The sequence below is a fragment of the Dysgonomonas sp. 37-18 genome, from assembly GCF_001899125.1.
In the GTDB taxonomy this organism is placed as follows: Bacteria; Bacteroidota; Bacteroidia; order Bacteroidales; family Dysgonomonadaceae; genus Dysgonomonas.
In genome coordinates this window covers 186,999-204,403 of record NZ_MKVC01000030.1, presented here as the reverse complement: position 1 = coordinate 204,403, position 17,405 = coordinate 186,999, and the positions used below count along the sequence as shown (strand labels likewise).

The 17,405-nt window shown below is 36.6% G+C and carries 16 protein-coding genes; 2 read left to right on the top strand and 14 right to left on the bottom strand.

Annotated features, from left to right (window positions below):
- Together BGO84_RS11780 and BGO84_RS11775 are read right to left on the bottom strand one after the other, a co-directional pair.
- Positions 1-1,281, bottom strand: a complete 1,281-nt coding sequence (locus BGO84_RS11780; RefSeq protein ID WP_291029403.1) for a DUF4468 domain-containing protein — start codon at positions 1,279-1,281, stop codon at positions 1-3.
- Between the two features lie 152 nt (positions 1,282-1,433).
- Positions 1,434-2,372 (bottom strand): glucosaminidase domain-containing protein, encoded by a 939-nt coding sequence (locus tag BGO84_RS11775; protein WP_252637672.1) that lies wholly within the window; start codon positions 2,370-2,372, stop codon positions 1,434-1,436.
- Between the two features lie 35 nt (positions 2,373-2,407).
- Between BGO84_RS11775 and BGO84_RS11770 the strand changes: the two genes are divergently transcribed.
- Complete coding sequence (locus tag BGO84_RS11770) at positions 2,408-2,890, top strand: cytidine deaminase (protein ID WP_291029401.1); 483 nt, start codon at positions 2,408-2,410, stop codon at positions 2,888-2,890.
- 1 nt (position 2,891) lies between these two features.
- Here the strand turns inward: BGO84_RS11770 and BGO84_RS11765 are convergent, their stop codons facing one another.
- The 12 genes from BGO84_RS11765 to BGO84_RS11710 form a co-directional block, all read right to left on the bottom strand.
- Positions 2,892-3,590: a M48 family metallopeptidase gene (locus BGO84_RS11765; protein ID WP_291029399.1), complete on the bottom strand. Its 699-nt coding sequence runs from the start codon at positions 3,588-3,590 to the stop codon at positions 2,892-2,894.
- A 62-nt stretch (positions 3,591-3,652) separates the two neighbouring features.
- Entirely contained in the window at positions 3,653-4,411 is a 759-nt protein-coding gene (locus BGO84_RS11760) for a uroporphyrinogen-III synthase (protein WP_135103772.1), read from the bottom strand.
- Positions 4,408-5,247: a DUF4271 domain-containing protein gene (locus tag BGO84_RS11755; protein ID WP_291029397.1), complete on the bottom strand. Its 840-nt coding sequence runs from the start codon at positions 5,245-5,247 to the stop codon at positions 4,408-4,410. Before BGO84_RS11755 ends, BGO84_RS11760 begins: the two co-directional genes overlap by 4 nt.
- 99 nt (positions 5,248-5,346) lie before the next feature.
- Complete coding sequence (metK, locus tag BGO84_RS11750; RefSeq protein WP_291029395.1) at positions 5,347-6,615, bottom strand: methionine adenosyltransferase; 1,269 nt, start codon at positions 6,613-6,615, stop codon at positions 5,347-5,349.
- A gap of 218 nt (positions 6,616-6,833) precedes the next feature.
- Positions 6,834-8,486, bottom strand: a complete 1,653-nt coding sequence (locus BGO84_RS11745; RefSeq protein WP_283686242.1) for a tetratricopeptide repeat protein — start codon at positions 8,484-8,486, stop codon at positions 6,834-6,836.
- 55 nt (positions 8,487-8,541) lie between these two features.
- The gene (locus tag BGO84_RS11740; protein ID WP_291029393.1) at positions 8,542-9,525 is read right to left on the bottom strand and encodes a substrate-binding domain-containing protein; all 984 of its coding nucleotides are present in this window, start codon (positions 9,523-9,525) and stop codon (positions 8,542-8,544) included.
- Positions 9,526-9,546: 21 nt separating this feature from the next.
- Positions 9,547-9,741: a hypothetical protein gene (locus BGO84_RS11735; RefSeq protein ID WP_228093666.1), complete on the bottom strand. Its 195-nt coding sequence runs from the start codon at positions 9,739-9,741 to the stop codon at positions 9,547-9,549.
- A 112-nt stretch (positions 9,742-9,853) separates the two neighbouring features.
- Entirely contained in the window at positions 9,854-10,690 is an 837-nt protein-coding gene (locus BGO84_RS11730) for an energy transducer TonB (protein ID WP_135103766.1), read from the bottom strand.
- Positions 10,691-10,714: 24 nt separating this feature from the next.
- Entirely contained in the window at positions 10,715-11,377 is a 663-nt protein-coding gene (locus tag BGO84_RS11725) for a biopolymer transporter ExbD (protein WP_135103765.1), read from the bottom strand.
- Between the two features lie 33 nt (positions 11,378-11,410).
- On the bottom strand, positions 11,411-12,022 hold the full coding sequence (locus BGO84_RS11720; RefSeq protein ID WP_135103764.1) for a biopolymer transporter ExbD: 612 nt from the start codon (positions 12,020-12,022) through the stop codon (positions 11,411-11,413).
- 70 nt (positions 12,023-12,092) lie between these two features.
- The gene (locus tag BGO84_RS11715; protein ID WP_291029392.1) at positions 12,093-12,914 is read right to left on the bottom strand and encodes a MotA/TolQ/ExbB proton channel family protein; all 822 of its coding nucleotides are present in this window, start codon (positions 12,912-12,914) and stop codon (positions 12,093-12,095) included.
- Positions 12,915-13,324: 410 nt separating this feature from the next.
- Positions 13,325-14,710 carry an aspartate kinase gene (locus BGO84_RS11710; protein ID WP_135103762.1) on the bottom strand — a complete coding sequence of 462 codons (1,386 nt, stop codon included), beginning with the start codon at positions 14,708-14,710 and terminating at the stop codon, positions 13,325-13,327.
- A gap of 195 nt (positions 14,711-14,905) precedes the next feature.
- Between BGO84_RS11710 and BGO84_RS11705 the strand changes: the two genes are divergently transcribed.
- Entirely contained in the window at positions 14,906-17,353 is a 2,448-nt protein-coding gene (locus BGO84_RS11705; RefSeq protein ID WP_291029390.1) for a DUF5686 and carboxypeptidase regulatory-like domain-containing protein, read from the top strand.
- Positions 17,354-17,405 lie beyond the last annotated feature (52 nt).

Here is a 17,405-nt window from a genome sequence, read left to right as displayed (position 1 = left end):
TTATTTAATCCAAACATTCAATATTTCACCGATATACATTTTATGATATCCGCTTTTACTCCAATCTTTGTTAGGTAAAGATTTATCAACTACAGCTTCCGGAGTAATTGGCTGCACTACTATTTTCTTACATTCAAAGATCATCCAGGCTTCAGCAAATGCTGTAGCACCTGATGGTGTTTTGATCGGTGTCAATCCCGATCCTTTTATTTTATCTGTAGTACGCCCACTTACCGAACCACAATATCGTAAAGCATCTTTATACGCTTCAGTGTAAAAAGATATTGTATAGGTTTCTCCTTTATCCATTGTTTGTACCGAGTAGCGTGAAGGATTGAGGAAACAGAATGATACAGGCTTTTCCCAGAATGTACCAAGTCCACCCCACGAGGCAGTCATCACATTCATTTGATCGGCAGTACCCGAAGTGATCAATGTCCAATCTCCTAACAGCTTGATAATATTGCCCGGTATTTTATCGGGAGTTATCTGTCTGAATCCTTCCATCGCAGCAACCCCTCCAGCGGCAATCGTTTGCGGGGTATTATTAGATGTTACCGGAATCGATGACGCAACCTGAACAGGATTAGGTATAGATTGAGCGGCAGCGGCTAAAGGCACTTCTACCGAACTGTCTTTCTGTGGTACTGCAGGAGCTGAATATGTTTTCGCCTCTGCTTGCAATGAAGTGGTTGCACCTGTTGTATTAATACCGTTCAGATAAATGTCTATAGATTTGTATATGCTGTTTACAGAATCTACAGTATGTATTCTGAATTTATCATAATAGCGATTTAGTTTATCTCCTTTTTTGTTGAGAGCTATTTTGTCGGAGATCATCTCCTCTGCCGGAAGCAGTTTCTTACTATCAGAATAGCTATATTTTATATTCCTCAACGTTACTTCGCATGCCCCATCTTTCGTTTCCAAGATCAACTGATAAATCATCTTAGCCCGATCAAGCACAAGAGAACTTCGCTTAAACTCAAGATATTTCTCTCCAAAACATGCGATCATTTTATCGTCAGCCTTACTTAGCAGAACCCGATTATTCAAATCTTTCTCATCAGTCTGTGCATTATCATAGTTGTTTATTGCCCATTTTTCCATCAATGAAAAAAGCTGTTCGTCGGAGATTTGCCCCTTTACAGGTATCTTCTTCGAAAAAACAATCTTACCGTCCACTTCGGGGACAGCTCCTACTAGATATTTCGGGTTGTCTTGTGCACTCACTACCAACGAGAAAACTGCACATAAAAAAAACAGAAGACTATTTTTCATTTTATCAGAGTTATTATGTTATATACCATAAAAGTAGTATAATTTCAGAAACAAGACAATAGAATATTAAAACAAAAAAAATGGTATCGACTGATTACTGTCAATACCATTTTAGTCTATATTTATTATTTTTTTTTACTGTATTATAAAATTTATCTTAGTTTTAAGACATCTCCTTCGGTAGGGACATATTCAAAATCTTTTTTGTTCATTTTGTACAAGTTTTTCACCTTGATGCCATACAGCTGAGAAATACTATACATAGACTCTCCCACCTGAACTTCGTGCTCATAATATGGTTTATCGGCTTTCGATTTTTTCTTCTCAAAATAGACCAAATCACCTGCCTTCAAAGGGAAGCCTTCGGGTACTTCATTGTATTTATACAAGTCTTTTGGCTTAAAATCAAATTCGCCCGCAATACCCTCGTACGTATCACCCGCCTCTGCTATCACATAAACCAGATTGTGTGTTTTATATGGAATATGACGATATTCTTTATTTCTTACCTGAGTCTCTTCTATTTCTCTTATTTTCTCCTTGGAGAATCCTCTTTTATCGTGTTGGTAAAGTTCATAATCTTCAATTAGCTTTATCAGTTTGTTCGCATAAGCTTTATCAGTTGCATACCCTGCTTGCTGCAATCCTTTTGCCCATCCTCTATAATCAGTAATTTCCAAAGCAAACAGACTTTTATATCGTGGTTTATCGGCTAGAAATCTCGAATGATCTTCAAATGAATCTTCAGCTCTTTTATATTTTCTGAAACAATCATTCGGGGTATCATCCGCTTGATAGACTTTTCCTCCTGTCCAATCGTTGTGACACTTAATACCAAAGTGATTATTCGAATTTTTAGTCAAAGCACTTTTACCCGCACCTGATTCTAACAGCCCCTGAGCGAGCGTTATACTTGCCGGAATTTTATATTTTCTCATGTGATCTACAGCTATGCCTTTGTAAGTCTCAATATACTCTTCGTATATCTTGTATCGTTTTGCCTGAGAATAGGCAGATGTAGTAGACAGAAAAACAAGTACAGAAAGGATAATAAATTTGAGAGATATATCCGAGCTATTTGCTTTTTTCATATATTTAGAAGTATTTTATTTGTAACAGTAATAAAATGGAAAATTTAAATTTAACAACAAAGATACTCGTTTACACCTTTGATGAGGCTACCGAAAGTATAAAAAAACTTATAATAGAGGCTAAAGCGGTTGCAGAAAAAGCATATGCGCCCTACTCAGGCTTTCATGTAGGAGCGGCAGTTCTTCTTTCCAATGGAAAAATTGTTACGGGCAACAATCAGGAAAATGCGGCTTACCCTTCAGGCTTATGTGCCGAACGGGTTGCTATGTTTTATGCAAATGCACAATATCCGGAGGCTTCGATTGAAGCAATTGCGGTTGCCGCTTGTCATGACGGAGCCTTTACTGTAAACCCTTGTAGCCCGTGTGGCGGTTGCAGGCAAGTTTTGTTAGAAACAGAGAATAGACATAGTTCCCCAATGAGAGTAATACTGTACGGTGAAAGTAAAATCTATGAATTAAAATCTGCCAAAGCACTTCTTCCTGTAGGATTTGGGAAGGAATCGCTAGACGACTAATTTATAACATTGTTTTATGGTCTTTTAAAGCCTTTGTCAACTCTTTTGCTTTATCATCCGATACTTTATCCAGCAATTGCCAAAAACGTTCTCCATGATTCATTTCTATCGTATGGCATAGTTCGTGCAAGATTACAAAATCCACAAGGTATTCAGGTAAGAGCATACAGTAAAACGACAGGTTTATTGTCTTCTTTGATGAACAGCTTCCCCATCGGGTACGACTCTTATTAATCTTTACTTCGGTATATTTAAAACCGTACCTTTCTGCAAATGATTTCACTTTTGCAGGAAATAGCCTGTTTGCCTCATAGCGAAGGGCTTTTTCTACAAATCCTTTTATTGTCGATTGAACTGTTGAATCATTGTAATTTATATCAGCCGGACATGAGATGGATAGTACGCCTTCTTTCAGACTCATATAATAATTCTTGGTCGATGTTCCGGTAATCAACTTCAAGGTAAAACTAAAGGTCTTAAATTCTATATCGGGAGTAAATAAAATACGGGTAGTCTTTTTTTCTACTAAAGACATCAGGCGAGGCTTCATTTCACGAATAGTCTTCTCTACAAAGGACATACTTACTGATGGTGGATATGTAAGTTGTAGATAACCATCTTTTTTTCGAACGATTATCCTTTTGGCTCTCGCATTCTTAACAAGCCTTATTTCCCCCAGATCTTTATCTACAATAACCATCAGAAATGATATAAAAAAAGCTTAACCCAAAAGTTAAGCTTTATATTTTATTTGCTTCAAACCTATTTGGCTTTATGATTTTCCTTTATAAACGCTTCTAATGCAGCCGTCATAGATGGCATGCCCGGAAGCGGAGCTTCACAATCGAGCCTCAAGCCCGCATCGCGAACAGCTTTTGCGGTAGCGGTACCAAAACAGCCGATAGCCCTCTCTCCTTGTTCAAAATTAGGCATATTCTTAAATAAAGAAACAATACCGGCCGGAGTAAAAAATATCATCATATCGTAAGATAAGATCTCAGACTCGGTTATTTCATTACTCACAGTTCTGTACATCACTGATTTTGTATAATCAACTTTTTTCTCGTCCAATACTGCCGTAAGGTCTTCTGTATGTACATCCGAGACAGGTACAATAAATTTTTCTTTGTTGTGTTTTGTTAAAGCTGTTGCCAGACCATCCATCTTACCTGTTGCACTAAAGAATATCTTGCGCTTTCTGTAAACAATATATTTTTGCAGATACAAAGCGACTGCTTCCGATATACAAAAATATTTCATTGTTTCGGGCATTGTTACTCTAAGTTCCTCACACAGAGAGAAGAAATGATCTATTGCAATCCTTGCTGTAAAAACGACTGCTGTATAATCTTGTATATTAATACGCTGTTGCCTAAACTCTTTTACATCAATGCCATCTACACGAATAAACGGACGAAAATCCATTTGCACATGATATTTCTCGGCAATATCAAAGTAAGGCGATTTCTCTGTTGTCGGAGCAGGTTGAGAGATTAATATCTTCTTTACTTTCAAGGTCATAATAGTGTGTTAAATACGTCGGTTCTATATAATTGAATCAATCCTATCGCTAAATACACATAAGGTAATATTTCAAAGGTGCAAAGGTAGGCAATCAAATACAAAAAGTTAAATTTTTGACCAATAAAAAAGACTATTATTTGATAAAAAAGTGTTATTTGAACAATTAAGAAGAGTATTAATATAAGTATTAATATCTCAGTATGATAAAAATTAGAATAAATCAAGAGCAACGTAGGCAGAAAATATAGTATACCCAGCACCTCGATAGACACCATATGCATTCTTCGCCACGAATTCATTGCTTTCTTCTGATTAAAGATATAACCTATCAGTTTGTAAATAAAATCTTTGATTCCAAAAAACAAAGCTATGGCAACGATAAATGTGACAATAGTCAGAAAAGCTTTACTATTGCTTTGCACAGAAGATTCATACTCTACAAAAACATCATAAATACATATTGCAGATAAAACAGCAGATTGAAAAATAAGGAAATAGCTATATATCATTTCCCTCGATGTAGTCTGACTATGTATTCTTGAGGCCTTTACAGGAGTAAACAGGAAGGAGATACTCTCTTTCAAGAAAGATAACCCGCCACTATATATATATGTAAAAAGAAATAAGCATAAAAGCAACAGGCAGAAAATCCCATCTACTTGTTCCAGATTGAAAGGCAGAAGATCGCCGGAATATCTTACAACATCTCCAATGCTATCTTGATGAGCAGAATATAATTGTTTGTTAGTCATATTCACAATCTCACCTTCTACTGGATTTAATGAAAAACGATGAATATAGATAGTATCCTGCAACAAGACACTATCTTTCATTACACCTATGTATGGTACTGTATCGTTAATCAAAGCTCTTATATAGTTGAAAGCACATACTTGCTCTATTGCAGAACAAGTATGTGCTATATTATTATATTACAGATTAAACTCTTTCTTTATCACATCTACATAGTCTAGCTTCTCCCATGTAAACAACTCTACTTCGCGAGTTATTCCCTGAGGATTGTAGCGTGATTGAAAATGTTTAGTTACGGTTTCCGGCTCACGACCCATATGCCCATAAGCAGCAGTCTCAGCATAGATAGGATTGCGTAATTTCAGGCGTTGCTCGATTGCTTTTGGTCGCATGTCGAACAGCTCCTCTACCTTAACCGCTATCTCTCCATCCGAAAGATTTACTGTGCCCTTGCCATATGTATTTACATAAATATTCATAGGTTTGGCAACACCGATCGCATACGATACCTGAACAAGTATTTCGGAAGACACACCGGCAGCAACAAGGTTTTTTGCAATATGACGTGCCGCATAAGCAGCCGAACGGTCTACTTTTGAAGGATCTTTACCCGAAAAAGCACCACCGCCATGCGCACCCTTACCTCCGTAAGTATCAACTATGATTTTACGTCCTGTCAGGCCGGTATCTCCATGAGGCCCTCCTATAACAAAACGTCCGGTAGGGTTTACATGATAAATAATATCCGTTGTAAAGAGCTTCGTAATATCATCTCTGAACTTATACTTCTCCTTCACACGAGGTATAAGGATATTGATCACATCTTCTTTTATTTTAGCTTGCATTGCCTCGTCGTCAGCAAAATCATCATGCTGAGTAGAAATAACGATTGTATCTATTCTCAAAGGCGTGCCGTTGTCATCATACTCGATCGTTACCTGCGATTTGGCATCAGGACGAAGGTATGGCATCAAATGCAATTCATTTTTGCGTATAACGGCTAATTCTCTCAACAATGCATGAGACAAGTCTAGTGCTAATGGCATATAATTGTCTGTTTCGTTTGTTGCGTAGCCAAACATCATACCCTGATCTCCCGCTCCCTGATCCATTGGATCAGATTTGCCATCAACACCTCTGTTGATATCATCGGATTGCTCATGTATGGCAGACAGCACCCCGCAAGATTGAGCCTCAAACTGGTATTCACTTTTAGTATACCCTATACGCTCAATCACTTTACGTGCCGTTTCGGGAATATCGATATATGCTTTTGATTTTACTTCTCCTGCCAAAACCACCTGTCCGGTAGTTACCAATGTTTCGCATGCGACCTTCGAATCAGCATCATAGGCCAAGAATTCGTCCAATAAGGAGTCTGATATCTGATCTGCCACTTTATCAGGGTGACCTTCTGATACAGATTCAGATGTAAATAAATAACTCATAAATATTGTTTTATTGTAATAAAAACAGGAAGATATGTATTATAATGCAGTGCAGAAAATGGTTTAGCATTTTTTCATGTGGTTGCAATCAATACAAATCTATCCACTTAATTGAGTGCAAAGATACATCTTTTTCTCAATTTAAAATTATTCTATATAAAAAAACAGCCTGCATCAAAATTGATACAGGCTGTTTCTCATATTTTATATCTATTTATTTACTTGCCATTAGCAAATTCAAATAAAGCTTTACCATTTGCATTTTCAGGATCTAGTTCAAGAACCTTTTCTGCATATAGTTTTACATTTGCTTTATCATCAGCCTTTTTGCTTTTCTCGAACTGTAAATAATAATAGTAGCTCAAATAGCTATATGCTTCTATCAATATTTTGCTACTTGGTTCCGGATCTGCCAACAGAACTTTAATTGTTTCTTCATAGAATGGTTTTGCCAACCCTTGCTCCGAGTCCGGGTCCATCTGATAGTTTGTACGTGCTCTCTGATAGAATCCTAAATAACTATCCGGCTTACGTTCTGCAACTACAGCAAAAGCTGCATCTGCTTGTTTGTATAGCGCAATAGATTGTTCTTTTACTTGCTCCGGAGTTAACGATTTATCAGATTCAACTTTAGATGCTGCAGATAGATAGTAGCTACCTAATTGATAATAATCAGTTGCTTCTGCTCTTTCTCCAAGCATCTGGATGTATTCTTTGTAATAATTAGCTGCTTCAGCGTACATCTGATCTCTGGCAGAAGCTGTAGCGATCTCTTTAAACAAACTTACTTTGCTCGGATCTAATTTTATAGCTTTCTGATATTGCTCTATAGCCTTCGCTTTATTGCCTGTTTCAGATAGTATATTTCCATAAGCCATATAGTCTGAAACCAGATATTTCACTGTATCAACCTCTGATCTAGGTATACTGAAGAACTTGTCTCCTGCAGCTAAACCGTCCTGATAGTTTTTTGTTTCATTTTCGATATACATCAACAAACGATTCAACACGAAGCTGTTTGGTTCGCGTTTCAGACCTTCATTAATCAGATTCTTTGCACCTGAATATCCTTGTGTAAAGTACTCTGATGCAGCATAACGAGTAATATCATCTACGGTGTAATCGCCCCCCTTGAAGAATTCTTTGTATGCAGCAATAGCATCCGGATAAAAACCGTCTCTGTAATACAAGTCAGCAAGATCTTTGTAAGCAATCTTATATTCAGGTTTGATTTCTATCGCTTTTTTCAACAAATCGGCTGCTGTATTACGATTAATATATTCATATACCTTAGCACCTTTCATATAAGCCAATACACAGTTAGGATCAAAGTTGATAGCCTGATCGTACTGACCTGCTGCTCCGCCCGGATTGTTTTCTTTAGCTAACATATCTCCTTCGAGAATGTATGAATATGGTGATTTCTTATCTGCCTTCTTAGCTTCAGCAATCATCAAAGTGGCTTTGTCTTTCATGCCATTATCAAAATATGCTTTTGCTATTGCTAAAAGAACAGTTACATTCTTTTTATTCTTTTTTTGAACTTCTTTTAATTGATCTTCTGCAACCTTAGGATTTGACTTTAATTGCAATTTAGCCAATCCTACAGCACCAAGACCTAGTTCAGTAGTTGCTGCCGCACTTTGCTCAAACTGAGACTTAGCTTCAGTCAAGTTATTTTCCAGAATTGCAATTTCTCCCAGATAATAATGAGATTCTTCAGGATTCTGCCCTACGTTTTTAGTAAAATATTCTTTCGCTAGTTTGGTTTCACCAAGGCTCAGATAATCTGCTCCCGGGCTATTTTGCGCAAATGCCGACAAGCTTATCGCTAAGCTCAAAAATGCGCTCACTAAATACTTCATTTTCATCTTCTATACTATTTTTATTAATATTTATTTATATGTGACAGATATCAGGCCTATCCTAAAATGTTGGGTTTGCTCTTACCAGTCTGGTAGGTACATTTGCGGGATAAAGCCCGGCCTTGAGTATAATACGTTGTCCTTTCTCTCCTGCAGCAAAGGTAACAAAACCTGAAGGTAATCCACCTTTGACATCTGAGATTATAATAAAAATATCTCTCGTTAGCGGGTATTTTTTTAAGACTAAATATGCGGCAAATGGTTTAAAACTGTTTTCCTCAGTGGCTTTATCTTCTGAGCTTACCGACATAACATTTATACTATTAATAAAGCTTAAATTTTTAGGATCGGATGGATTGCTAATCCAGTTGACACCGATAACACCTATCGCATTAGGGACAGCAGCAACATAATCTATCACTTGCTGATTGGGTGTACGTTCTTGCAGGTTGACATTTTTAACGCTGTCTGCCGATCTCGCTTTCACATTCTGACTGAGAGGCTCGCCTCCACAGATCGAATCTTTTATAAATCTGACAGTACTGGAATTAGGGCTATCGAATACGACCGATATTTCACCCAGTTTAGATTTCGGATTTATCTCCTTCCAATCCTTAATCTTACCTGTCATTATTTTTTTAATATCAGACACTGTAATCAAAGTGTCCATATTTTCTTTGTTTACAATAAGGGCAATACCATCAATAGCAAGCCGCTGTGTACGTAGTGCTTGTTTGCGTTCTTTTATAATTTGTGTTTCGTTGACAGTAAGTTGTCGTGTAGCAATTATTACACGCAAGCTATCTTTCATAAATAAATTAAATGCTTCATTTTCACTGGTAAATATGGGAATAACCAGAGCTTCGTGATTTAAAGCTCCAAAAACATCAACCTGTTCTTGTATTACAGGAGCAAAGCATTCATCAACAGCTATCTCAGCTATACCACTTGTGGGCGTATCTGTTCGTGTTATCTTTCTCTGGTCGCTACAAGAAAAGAGAAAGATAAAAGCAAAAATACATACAATAAGACTAAGATTTTTCATAACAAAAAACAGATAATTCGTTTAAAATTGTTTCCATGCACGGTATCCTCTAAATATGCCATACAAAAACAACAGCACACCCATGGCCACACGAAGCAAGATATGTACATTATCGAAAATAGGGGTAAATACCATCAAAACTGACACACATAGATAAAACAATACCATAAATATACCAAATATTGCTTTTCCCGATATTTTTTTTCCTTCTTTCATACCTTTTTTTATTGGAAAAAGAAGAGAAGATGTGTCTTTCATACTCCAACTTCTCTTCTTTACTAAGTCTTATTTACAATTTTTTTATAAAAATCTCAATAGATATTCACTTTTACTGTTTCAAACGGAATACGATAGGGAGAGTAAAGTACACAGGTACATTCAATCCATTTTGTTTTCCCGGTATCCATTTCGGCATCGATTTAACCACACGTACAGCTTCTTTGTCGCACGATGGGTCGATTCCACGAATCACGTTTACATCTTCAATTGCTCCTGTTTTAGAAACAACGAAACGTACTGTTACACGTCCTTGAATACCTGATTCTTGAGCCACTACCGGATATTTGAGATTGGAAGCAATATACTTTTGCATTTCCATCTCGCCTCCCGGGAAAGTTGGCATCTGTTCTACAGTAACGAAAGGTTTTTCAACGGCAGGTTTTTCTTCTACTATCACCTTGTGTTCTCTCAACTCAGCGATATCGACACCTGTCTTATCATTTGTACCTTTCACGTCAGCCACCGAAATTTGGATTTTAGTTTCCTGAATTTCATCCTGTGACTTCATTTCCTGATCTTCACGCACCTCGTCGTCTTTTGCAATCTTAGGAGGCACAAACTTCACTGTTGTTTTCAACGGTGGAGGCGGCGGAGCTGTTTCTTGTTTAATCTTATTCTCTTCCGGGATTTCTTGATCTACCGGAATATTAGATAACTCGAAAGTATCCTCCATTGGCCCTGTATTGCTTTGAGTAAGGCTCTTTACTACTGATACCAGACTCGGTAAAGCCGACACAAATATTGCAAGCGCAAGGATTACTAAAAACGCAACGATATGTCTCTTCGATGATGATTGACGTAGCTTGTAAGCTCCATAGTTTTTATTCTTACCTTCAAAAACTACATCACACCATTCGGAGGAATTCAATTTTATATCTTTTCCCATAATTTTACTCCTTTCTTAATGTGATTAATTTTTTGGTGGTGCAGCACTAGCGCCATAAGCCCCTTTACTTTTCAGGTTCTCAAGCAAGAATTGGTCACCCTCGGTCATATCCACAATTGCATATTTTGCAATACTGCAAATTTGCATTTCATCAAGAGCATCAACAAGATTTTTATAACTAGCTTCGGATGTTGGTTTAATAACCACTACTTGTCCATCCTTATCTTCTTTTATTGTTTTCGATCTTGTTTTAAATTCTTCCTCTGACATTTTATTTTTCTTCTCAAACTTCTCCTGTCTCAATTCCCTCATTTTTGCTACGATAGGGGCATTGCGTTCCAGTAAAACTTTACGAAGTCCTTCAGGGGAATAATCAGTTTCTTTCAAGGTAGTATAGTCACTATAGTTAGGCATACCTGTATAGTAATATACTTTATTGTCTTCTCCTAGAATCAAAGTAATAGCTTTAGACTCCTTGACCTTCACTTCATCCTCTTCAGTAAGTTTCTGATCTGTAGGCATCGCAATATCCATGATTTGCGGTTTACTCAATGTAGTACAGAACATGAAGAATGTAATCAAGAGCATGTTCATATCCACCATCGGAGTAAAGTCTACTCTCAGGGTCTGTTTCTTGGGTTTACCTTTTTTCTCTTCTCCACCACCGGACTGTTGTACTTCTGCCATAATTTTTTCTTTTTTTAATGTTTAAATCATGTTTTATACGCCTTCCGGCATTCCCCTTAGAGATGTTATGAGGCTATAACGGTTTTCTTTCATCTTCACAAGACTTTTCAATACCTTATCCACCAATGGATAAGCTGTTGACTGGTCTGCTTTGATAGCAATACCCATATCATCGCCTCCAATTTCGCGTGCATGTTGCACCCAACGTGAAAACTGATCGTTTACACTATCAGATGGCACACCCCATTTCTTTATCTCACTATCTTGAGTGCTCAATGGCATATCAAGGAAAGCAGCCATTCTGTTCATAGGCACACCAATGTGTGTTTGTTCTATGAAAGATCTAATCTGCTTATCGGTGAATGTAATACCATAATCTTGCCCCATCTTTTCCAATACCGCCTTTTTATTTTCTGGTTTGTCTATATTCAAGAATACCTTTCCTTGTGGATCTATCAATATATTCAACACATTATATTCAGGCACTTTCACCTCAGATACTGACTGTGGAGTCATTACCTGTACCGGTTCTTTTGGTAAGAAGGTAGCAGTAAGCATAAAGAATGTGAGCAAGAGTACAGTAACGTCACTCATCGCCGTCATGTCGATGAATGTGCTCTGTTTTTTTACTTTTGTCTTTCCCATTTTCTTACTTTTACTTATTAGAGTGGAATCTTATATGAATTCCACAAATTGTTCTGAAAAAAATTGTTAATTATTTAGATAGACCTCCGTGAAGAGTAGTATAAGTTTGACCGATAGCAAAACCTACTTCATCAACAGCGTTAGTTATATCTTCAACTTTTCCAGAGAAATAAGAATAAGAAATGATAGATGCAGCACCAGTACCGATACCCATAGCTGTATTGTAAAGTGCTTCAGAGATACCTACTGCAAGAGCTGTAGAGTCCGGAGCTCCTTCTTGACCCATCGCACCAAACGAACGGATCATACCAAGTACTGTTCCGAATAGTCCCATCAAAGTACCTAGAGTAGAGATAGTAGCGATAACTGATAAGTTTTGTTGTAGATATGGAAGTTCAAGAGTTGTAGCTTCTTCCAATTCTTTTTGAATCATTGCTGCTTTTTCGTCATTGTTCTTGTCAGCAATTTTCTCAACATCTGCATATCTGATTAATCCTGCTTTTAGTATATTAGCCACAGATCCTTTTTGTTCGTCACATAGCTTTGTTGCACCTGCGATGTCACCAGCTTCTAATTTAGCTTTAGCATTCATCACAAATTTAGCTGTGTTTCCTTTTCCACTAGCTCTGTTCAATGCAAAGAATCTCTCTACAGAAAGAGTAAGTGTTGTTAGTAACAGCGTGATAACGATAGGAATTACCCATCCTCCTTGGAATAATGCACCTAGTGAATTGCCTGGTAGTGGAAGACCTTTTTCGTCAAAGTTAGCCTTATCCCCGGCAACTAGGTAGAAGAATAGGTGAGCTACAATCGCACATCCAATAACGACTATCATAGCTGAAACGCCTTTAGATCTTGGTTTTTGTTTTGGTTGTTGTTTTTTAGTTTCCATAATGATAATAAATAATTTAAGTTTAGTGAATCAATTTTTAAATTTATATCTTTTAATTTTCAATAGTCTCCTTATTTTAAAACAATAAAATTACACAGTGTCAATTATTATAGGATGCAAATATACTATTATTTTGATTTTTTAAGTATTTCGCATCTAACATTGCACTTTTATTCACACTTCTAATCAAATGTAACGGTGAAATCAGTTTTTTATTTTCCAATAAAAGCAACTTTTGTAATAGAGAATGTTCAAGCAAATTCAAAGGTCTATATATCTGTAATTGTGGATATTCTTTTTTATTTAAGTGCCCCACAAGGTATTAAACGATCACTCTAGTTTCAGCAAACAAAAATAGAACTAAAAATCAATTCACACAATAAAAAAAATATAAAAAAACCCTTATTAACCTATTTCTCTATACACAATTCATCATTCAGTGCAATTACCGCGTCTTTATAAAATTCTCTTTTTATTACAAACTGCATATTCACCTGCCGTAGAGATTGAGCAAAACTCTCGACATTGATTCCTTTTTGAAACAGAGCTTTCGAGGCTCTATACAAGAATCCGGGCAATGCAATATTGGTACCCATTACACATACTAAAGCTACACGCTCTACAATAACCTGATAGAATGTCGCCTCCAGGTCTGTTATCATTTCGCGTGATTTATAATTGTCCCAAACCACCATTGTAATAGAGTTTGCATTTGTAGATTTGAGAATGTAACTCACATTATATTTGGCAAATATCTGCATGATTCTCAAGTCAAACCCAACCTCTCCAACCATCATTGGATCATGAATTTCTACAGCTAGCACCTTATCTGTACCTGAAACGATCTCTATCTTCGGTATTTCCGACACATACTCTTTTGTTATCAATGTTCCCGGATGTTCGGGCTCAAAGGTATTTTTGATACGGATATCGATATTTGCAAGTTCCAAAGGCTTAGACGCTTTCGGATGAATAGCCTCCATACCAATATCAGCCAACTGATCGGCAACAATAAAATTTGTTCGTCCTACAGGAACCACCTTATCCACACCTACTATATTCGGATCAGCGCTCGACAAGTGATATTCTTTATGGATAATAGCCTCGTCGGCATTTACTTCTACGGCAATTTTACTAAAAGTAACCTCTGTATAACCCCTATCGAATGCGCGCATAATACCCTCAGTACCTTTCGTATAGCCGGTAGCAACACAAACATCCTTACTAAAATCAACACCTTTGAATGCTCTATGAATACGCTCATCTATTGTAAGAGGCAGAGAGTCATTAAATCCGCAAAGATCGATAAACCGAGCAGAGATACCATTGTTATTCAAAATATTTACAGTATTCCACGCTGAATGGGCCTCTCCTATCGAAGCTAAAATTTCGCGTGCGGCTAAACAGATATCTTCGGCATTTACGTATCCTGAAGCCAAAACTTTGCTCAAACTATGAAGCATTGTTTTAGCCTGTTTGAGGCGAAAGGTAATAAATTCTCTTGCTTCTAATAGATTCAGGCCGATTTCTTCAAAACCCTTATTTATAAGCAGAAGCCTTTGACACAGACTATCTAATCCGATGCTATAATCTGCATTTTCGAGAAATTGAACATATACTCCGGGCTCTCCTGTTTTTTTATGTTCCAATAGCCAGTTAGTGACATTATTATATGCGGATACAACAAATATCCGATTGTACATTTCTTCCGGCTTTCTCTTTCCTACAATGACGTTCTCCAGCACATCTTTAAACTGCGACATGGAGGTTCCGCCAATTTTCTCAACTGTAAGCATTTTAATCTTTAATATTTTGAAAAAAATTTAGCGCAAAAATAATAAAATAATCTTATTTCACAGGGGAATATAGAATAATGTCACTCCTTTGTAACATTAAATCGAATAAAAACAGGAAATAAGTAAAGAATAAATCGATATTTCCGATATATTTGTAGAGAATGTTAAAAAGTGTCCCTAAATAATAAACTAATAATGAGATTATATATTGCCTTGGTTTTATCCTTTTTTTGCTTCATACATTTGGACGCACAAAACTTTAAAGGAAAAATTACAGACACAAACGGCGAACCGTTATATGGAAGCACAGTATATATAAAAGGTGTAAATCAAGGGTTGGTATGTAACGAAACAGGAAGCTATCAAACGACTATACCCAACGGAGAATACGAAGTTGAATATAAATGTTTGGGGTTTAAACCCGAAGTGCAAATAATCAAGATCAGTACAGATAAAGTAACTACATTAGATATAGTACTATATGAAACACCTTTCAACCTGAAAGAAATTACCGTATCAAATCAGGAAGACCCGGCCCACCCTATTATGCGGAAAGCAATAGAAAAAGCACCATTATATGCCGCTTCAGTAAAAGAGTATACTGCCGAAGCCTACATAAAGGTAAACGCTGAATTGCTTAAAGTTTCGTCATTGATAGACAAAATGGCAAAAAGAGAAGAAGGGGTTAAACTATCAGATTTTAAAGAGTTGTTATTTACACAAGAATCCTTCAACGAAATACGTTTTACAGCACCCAATAAGTACGAACAAACAGTAAAAGCATTCTCAAGCAGTATTCCCGACAATATAGATTCGAAAGACGTGATGGGAATATTAAGCACTTCCTTGTACAATCCGAAGATTGGTTCATACATTTCACCCTTGCATCCTCAAGCATTTTCTTATTACAAATTCAGATACGAAGGATTTATAGAAGAGAATGGATTAACAATAAATAAAATCAAAATAGAACCAAAGCTAAAAGACCCTTCGCTTTTTGAAGGCTACATATATATAGCAGATTATACATGGCATATATATTCTGCGGAACTTCGTTCTAATCCATACGGAGCAAAGCAAGCATATACAATCTCGTTTCAGGAATTAGCACCGAATGTATATCTGCCGATCACTTATTTGATAGCATCTGATATTGACATCTTCGGAATTAAAGCTACAATGAACTACTACACATCTCTAACCTATAGTAATATTAAAACGAATGAATCGGTAATAAGTGGTACAAAAAGCAAAAAAGAGAAAAGAACCTTTGAAATCGCACGTCAAGACTCCTTATATATAGTAAAATCTGATAGTTTGGCATCCAAGCGTGATACGGCATATTGGAACAATGTAAGAACGATACCCTTGGGAGAACGGGAGATAAAAACATTAATTAAAAGGGATTCCATACAGCAACATCTCGATTCGGCGAGAGAGAAGCACCGTAATCCAAAGCTGACATTTTCGAATATAATGAACGGAGGGCAGATAGGAAGTGACTCCAGCAAAGTAAAAATTAAATTCAACGGGCTACTCGAAGGTAGTATCTATGAGTATAATTTTGTAGATGGGCTATGGATGGGACAATCATTCAGGTTAACGAGTAATATCGGAAAACACAACAAGCTTGAACTAACACCTTATATATATTATGCCTTATCAAGGAAAAGATTGATAGGTGGAGGTAATATAAATTTTACGTATGCACCTTTAAGATTAGGCAACCTTACTATCTCTATAGGAAGCACAAGTGAAGATTTCAACCCACTAGGTATTCACCGCTTCAATAACTTTTCAAATTCACTAATAAGAGGTAAGAATTATAACTATTTTTATCAGAAAGATTTTATTTCCGCAACGAATAGTATAGATATTTCGAATGGATTATCTGTATCTGTAGGACTGGAGATAGACAGGCGTCATGGATTATCGAATAATACGGATTACACCTGGGGTAAGAAAAGTAAAATCACGCCTAACATATACCCAGACGACAGGTTTGACAAAACAGCATTCAACTTAGGCATAGAATACACCCCTTACGCTTATTACTCGATAAAAGATGGAGCGAAAAAATATGAAAAATACGCTTCTCCTACATTCTATATTAATTATGAGCAGGCATTCTCCGGATGGCAAACCAACAATGCTCAATATCAAAAATTATCGGGAGGCATAAAACAAAATATAAAGCTAAGTGAATTCAGCAACTTCAACTACCAACTCGAAGGAGGTCACTTTCTGGGCGAAAGAAACAAAATACACTTTGTGGATTATCAACATTTCAACACATCGAATGTAACAGTGAACCTAAAGTCTCCCTTTGTATCCTTTATGCTGTTAGACAATTATGTTGCTTCAACAAATAGATATTGGGTCAGAACCAATTTCAACTACGAAAGCAAGTATATATTAATTAAGCGACTGCCATTTCTTCAAGGAAAAATGTTTACAGAAAGCCTACATCTAAAAAACCTATACACCGCCGACATGAAATATAGTGAGATGGGCTACTCACTAAACTTCACAAAGCTGCTTAATGTAGGAGTATTCGCGTCATTCAAGAAAACAAAATATCAGGATTTCGGAATAAGAGTATTATTCGATTTAGACAATATAAAGAAAACTATAAACAGATAGAAGTAAGTGTAACGTCTCCTTTCTATTTAATTTTTTTTGCAAGTGTAAATAT

What these genes read in the sequence shown, in the direction of transcription:
- BGO84_RS11740 (WP_291029393.1), bottom strand. Translation starts at nt 9,525, where the DNA reads ATGAAAAATCTTAGTCTTATTGTATGTATTTTTGCTTTTATCTTTCTC.
- BGO84_RS11715 (WP_291029392.1), bottom strand. Translation starts at nt 12,914, where the DNA reads ATGGAAACTAAAAAACAACAACCAAAACAAAAACCAAGATCTAAAGGC.
- BGO84_RS11710 (WP_135103762.1), bottom strand. Translation starts at nt 14,710, where the DNA reads ATGCTTACAGTTGAGAAAATTGGCGGAACCTCCATGTCGCAGTTTAAA.
- BGO84_RS11780 (WP_291029403.1), bottom strand. Translation starts at nt 1,281, where the DNA reads ATGAAAAATAGTCTTCTGTTTTTTTTATGTGCAGTTTTCTCGTTGGTA.
- BGO84_RS11770 (WP_291029401.1), top strand. Translation starts at nt 2,408, where the DNA reads ATGGAAAATTTAAATTTAACAACAAAGATACTCGTTTACACCTTTGAT.
- BGO84_RS11775 (WP_252637672.1), bottom strand. Translation starts at nt 2,372, where the DNA reads ATGAAAAAAGCAAATAGCTCGGATATATCTCTCAAATTTATTATCCTT.
- BGO84_RS11745 (WP_283686242.1), bottom strand. Translation starts at nt 8,486, where the DNA reads ATGAAAATGAAGTATTTAGTGAGCGCATTTTTGAGCTTAGCGATAAGC.
- BGO84_RS11705 (WP_291029390.1), top strand. Translation starts at nt 14,906, where the DNA reads ATGAGATTATATATTGCCTTGGTTTTATCCTTTTTTTGCTTCATACAT.
- BGO84_RS11760 (WP_135103772.1), bottom strand. Translation starts at nt 4,411, where the DNA reads ATGACCTTGAAAGTAAAGAAGATATTAATCTCTCAACCTGCTCCGACA.
- BGO84_RS11730 (WP_135103766.1), bottom strand. Translation starts at nt 10,690, where the DNA reads ATGGGAAAAGATATAAAATTGAATTCCTCCGAATGGTGTGATGTAGTT.
- BGO84_RS11755 (WP_291029397.1), bottom strand. Translation starts at nt 5,247, where the DNA reads ATGAAAGATAGTGTCTTGTTGCAGGATACTATCTATATTCATCGTTTT.
- BGO84_RS11735 (WP_228093666.1), bottom strand. Translation starts at nt 9,741, where the DNA reads ATGAAAGAAGGAAAAAAAATATCGGGAAAAGCAATATTTGGTATATTT.
- metK (WP_291029395.1), bottom strand. Translation starts at nt 6,615, where the DNA reads ATGAGTTATTTATTTACATCTGAATCTGTATCAGAAGGTCACCCTGAT.
- BGO84_RS11720 (WP_135103764.1), bottom strand. Translation starts at nt 12,022, where the DNA reads ATGGGAAAGACAAAAGTAAAAAAACAGAGCACATTCATCGACATGACG.
- BGO84_RS11765 (WP_291029399.1), bottom strand. Translation starts at nt 3,590, where the DNA reads ATGGTTATTGTAGATAAAGATCTGGGGGAAATAAGGCTTGTTAAGAAT.
- BGO84_RS11725 (WP_135103765.1), bottom strand. Translation starts at nt 11,377, where the DNA reads ATGGCAGAAGTACAACAGTCCGGTGGTGGAGAAGAGAAAAAAGGTAAA.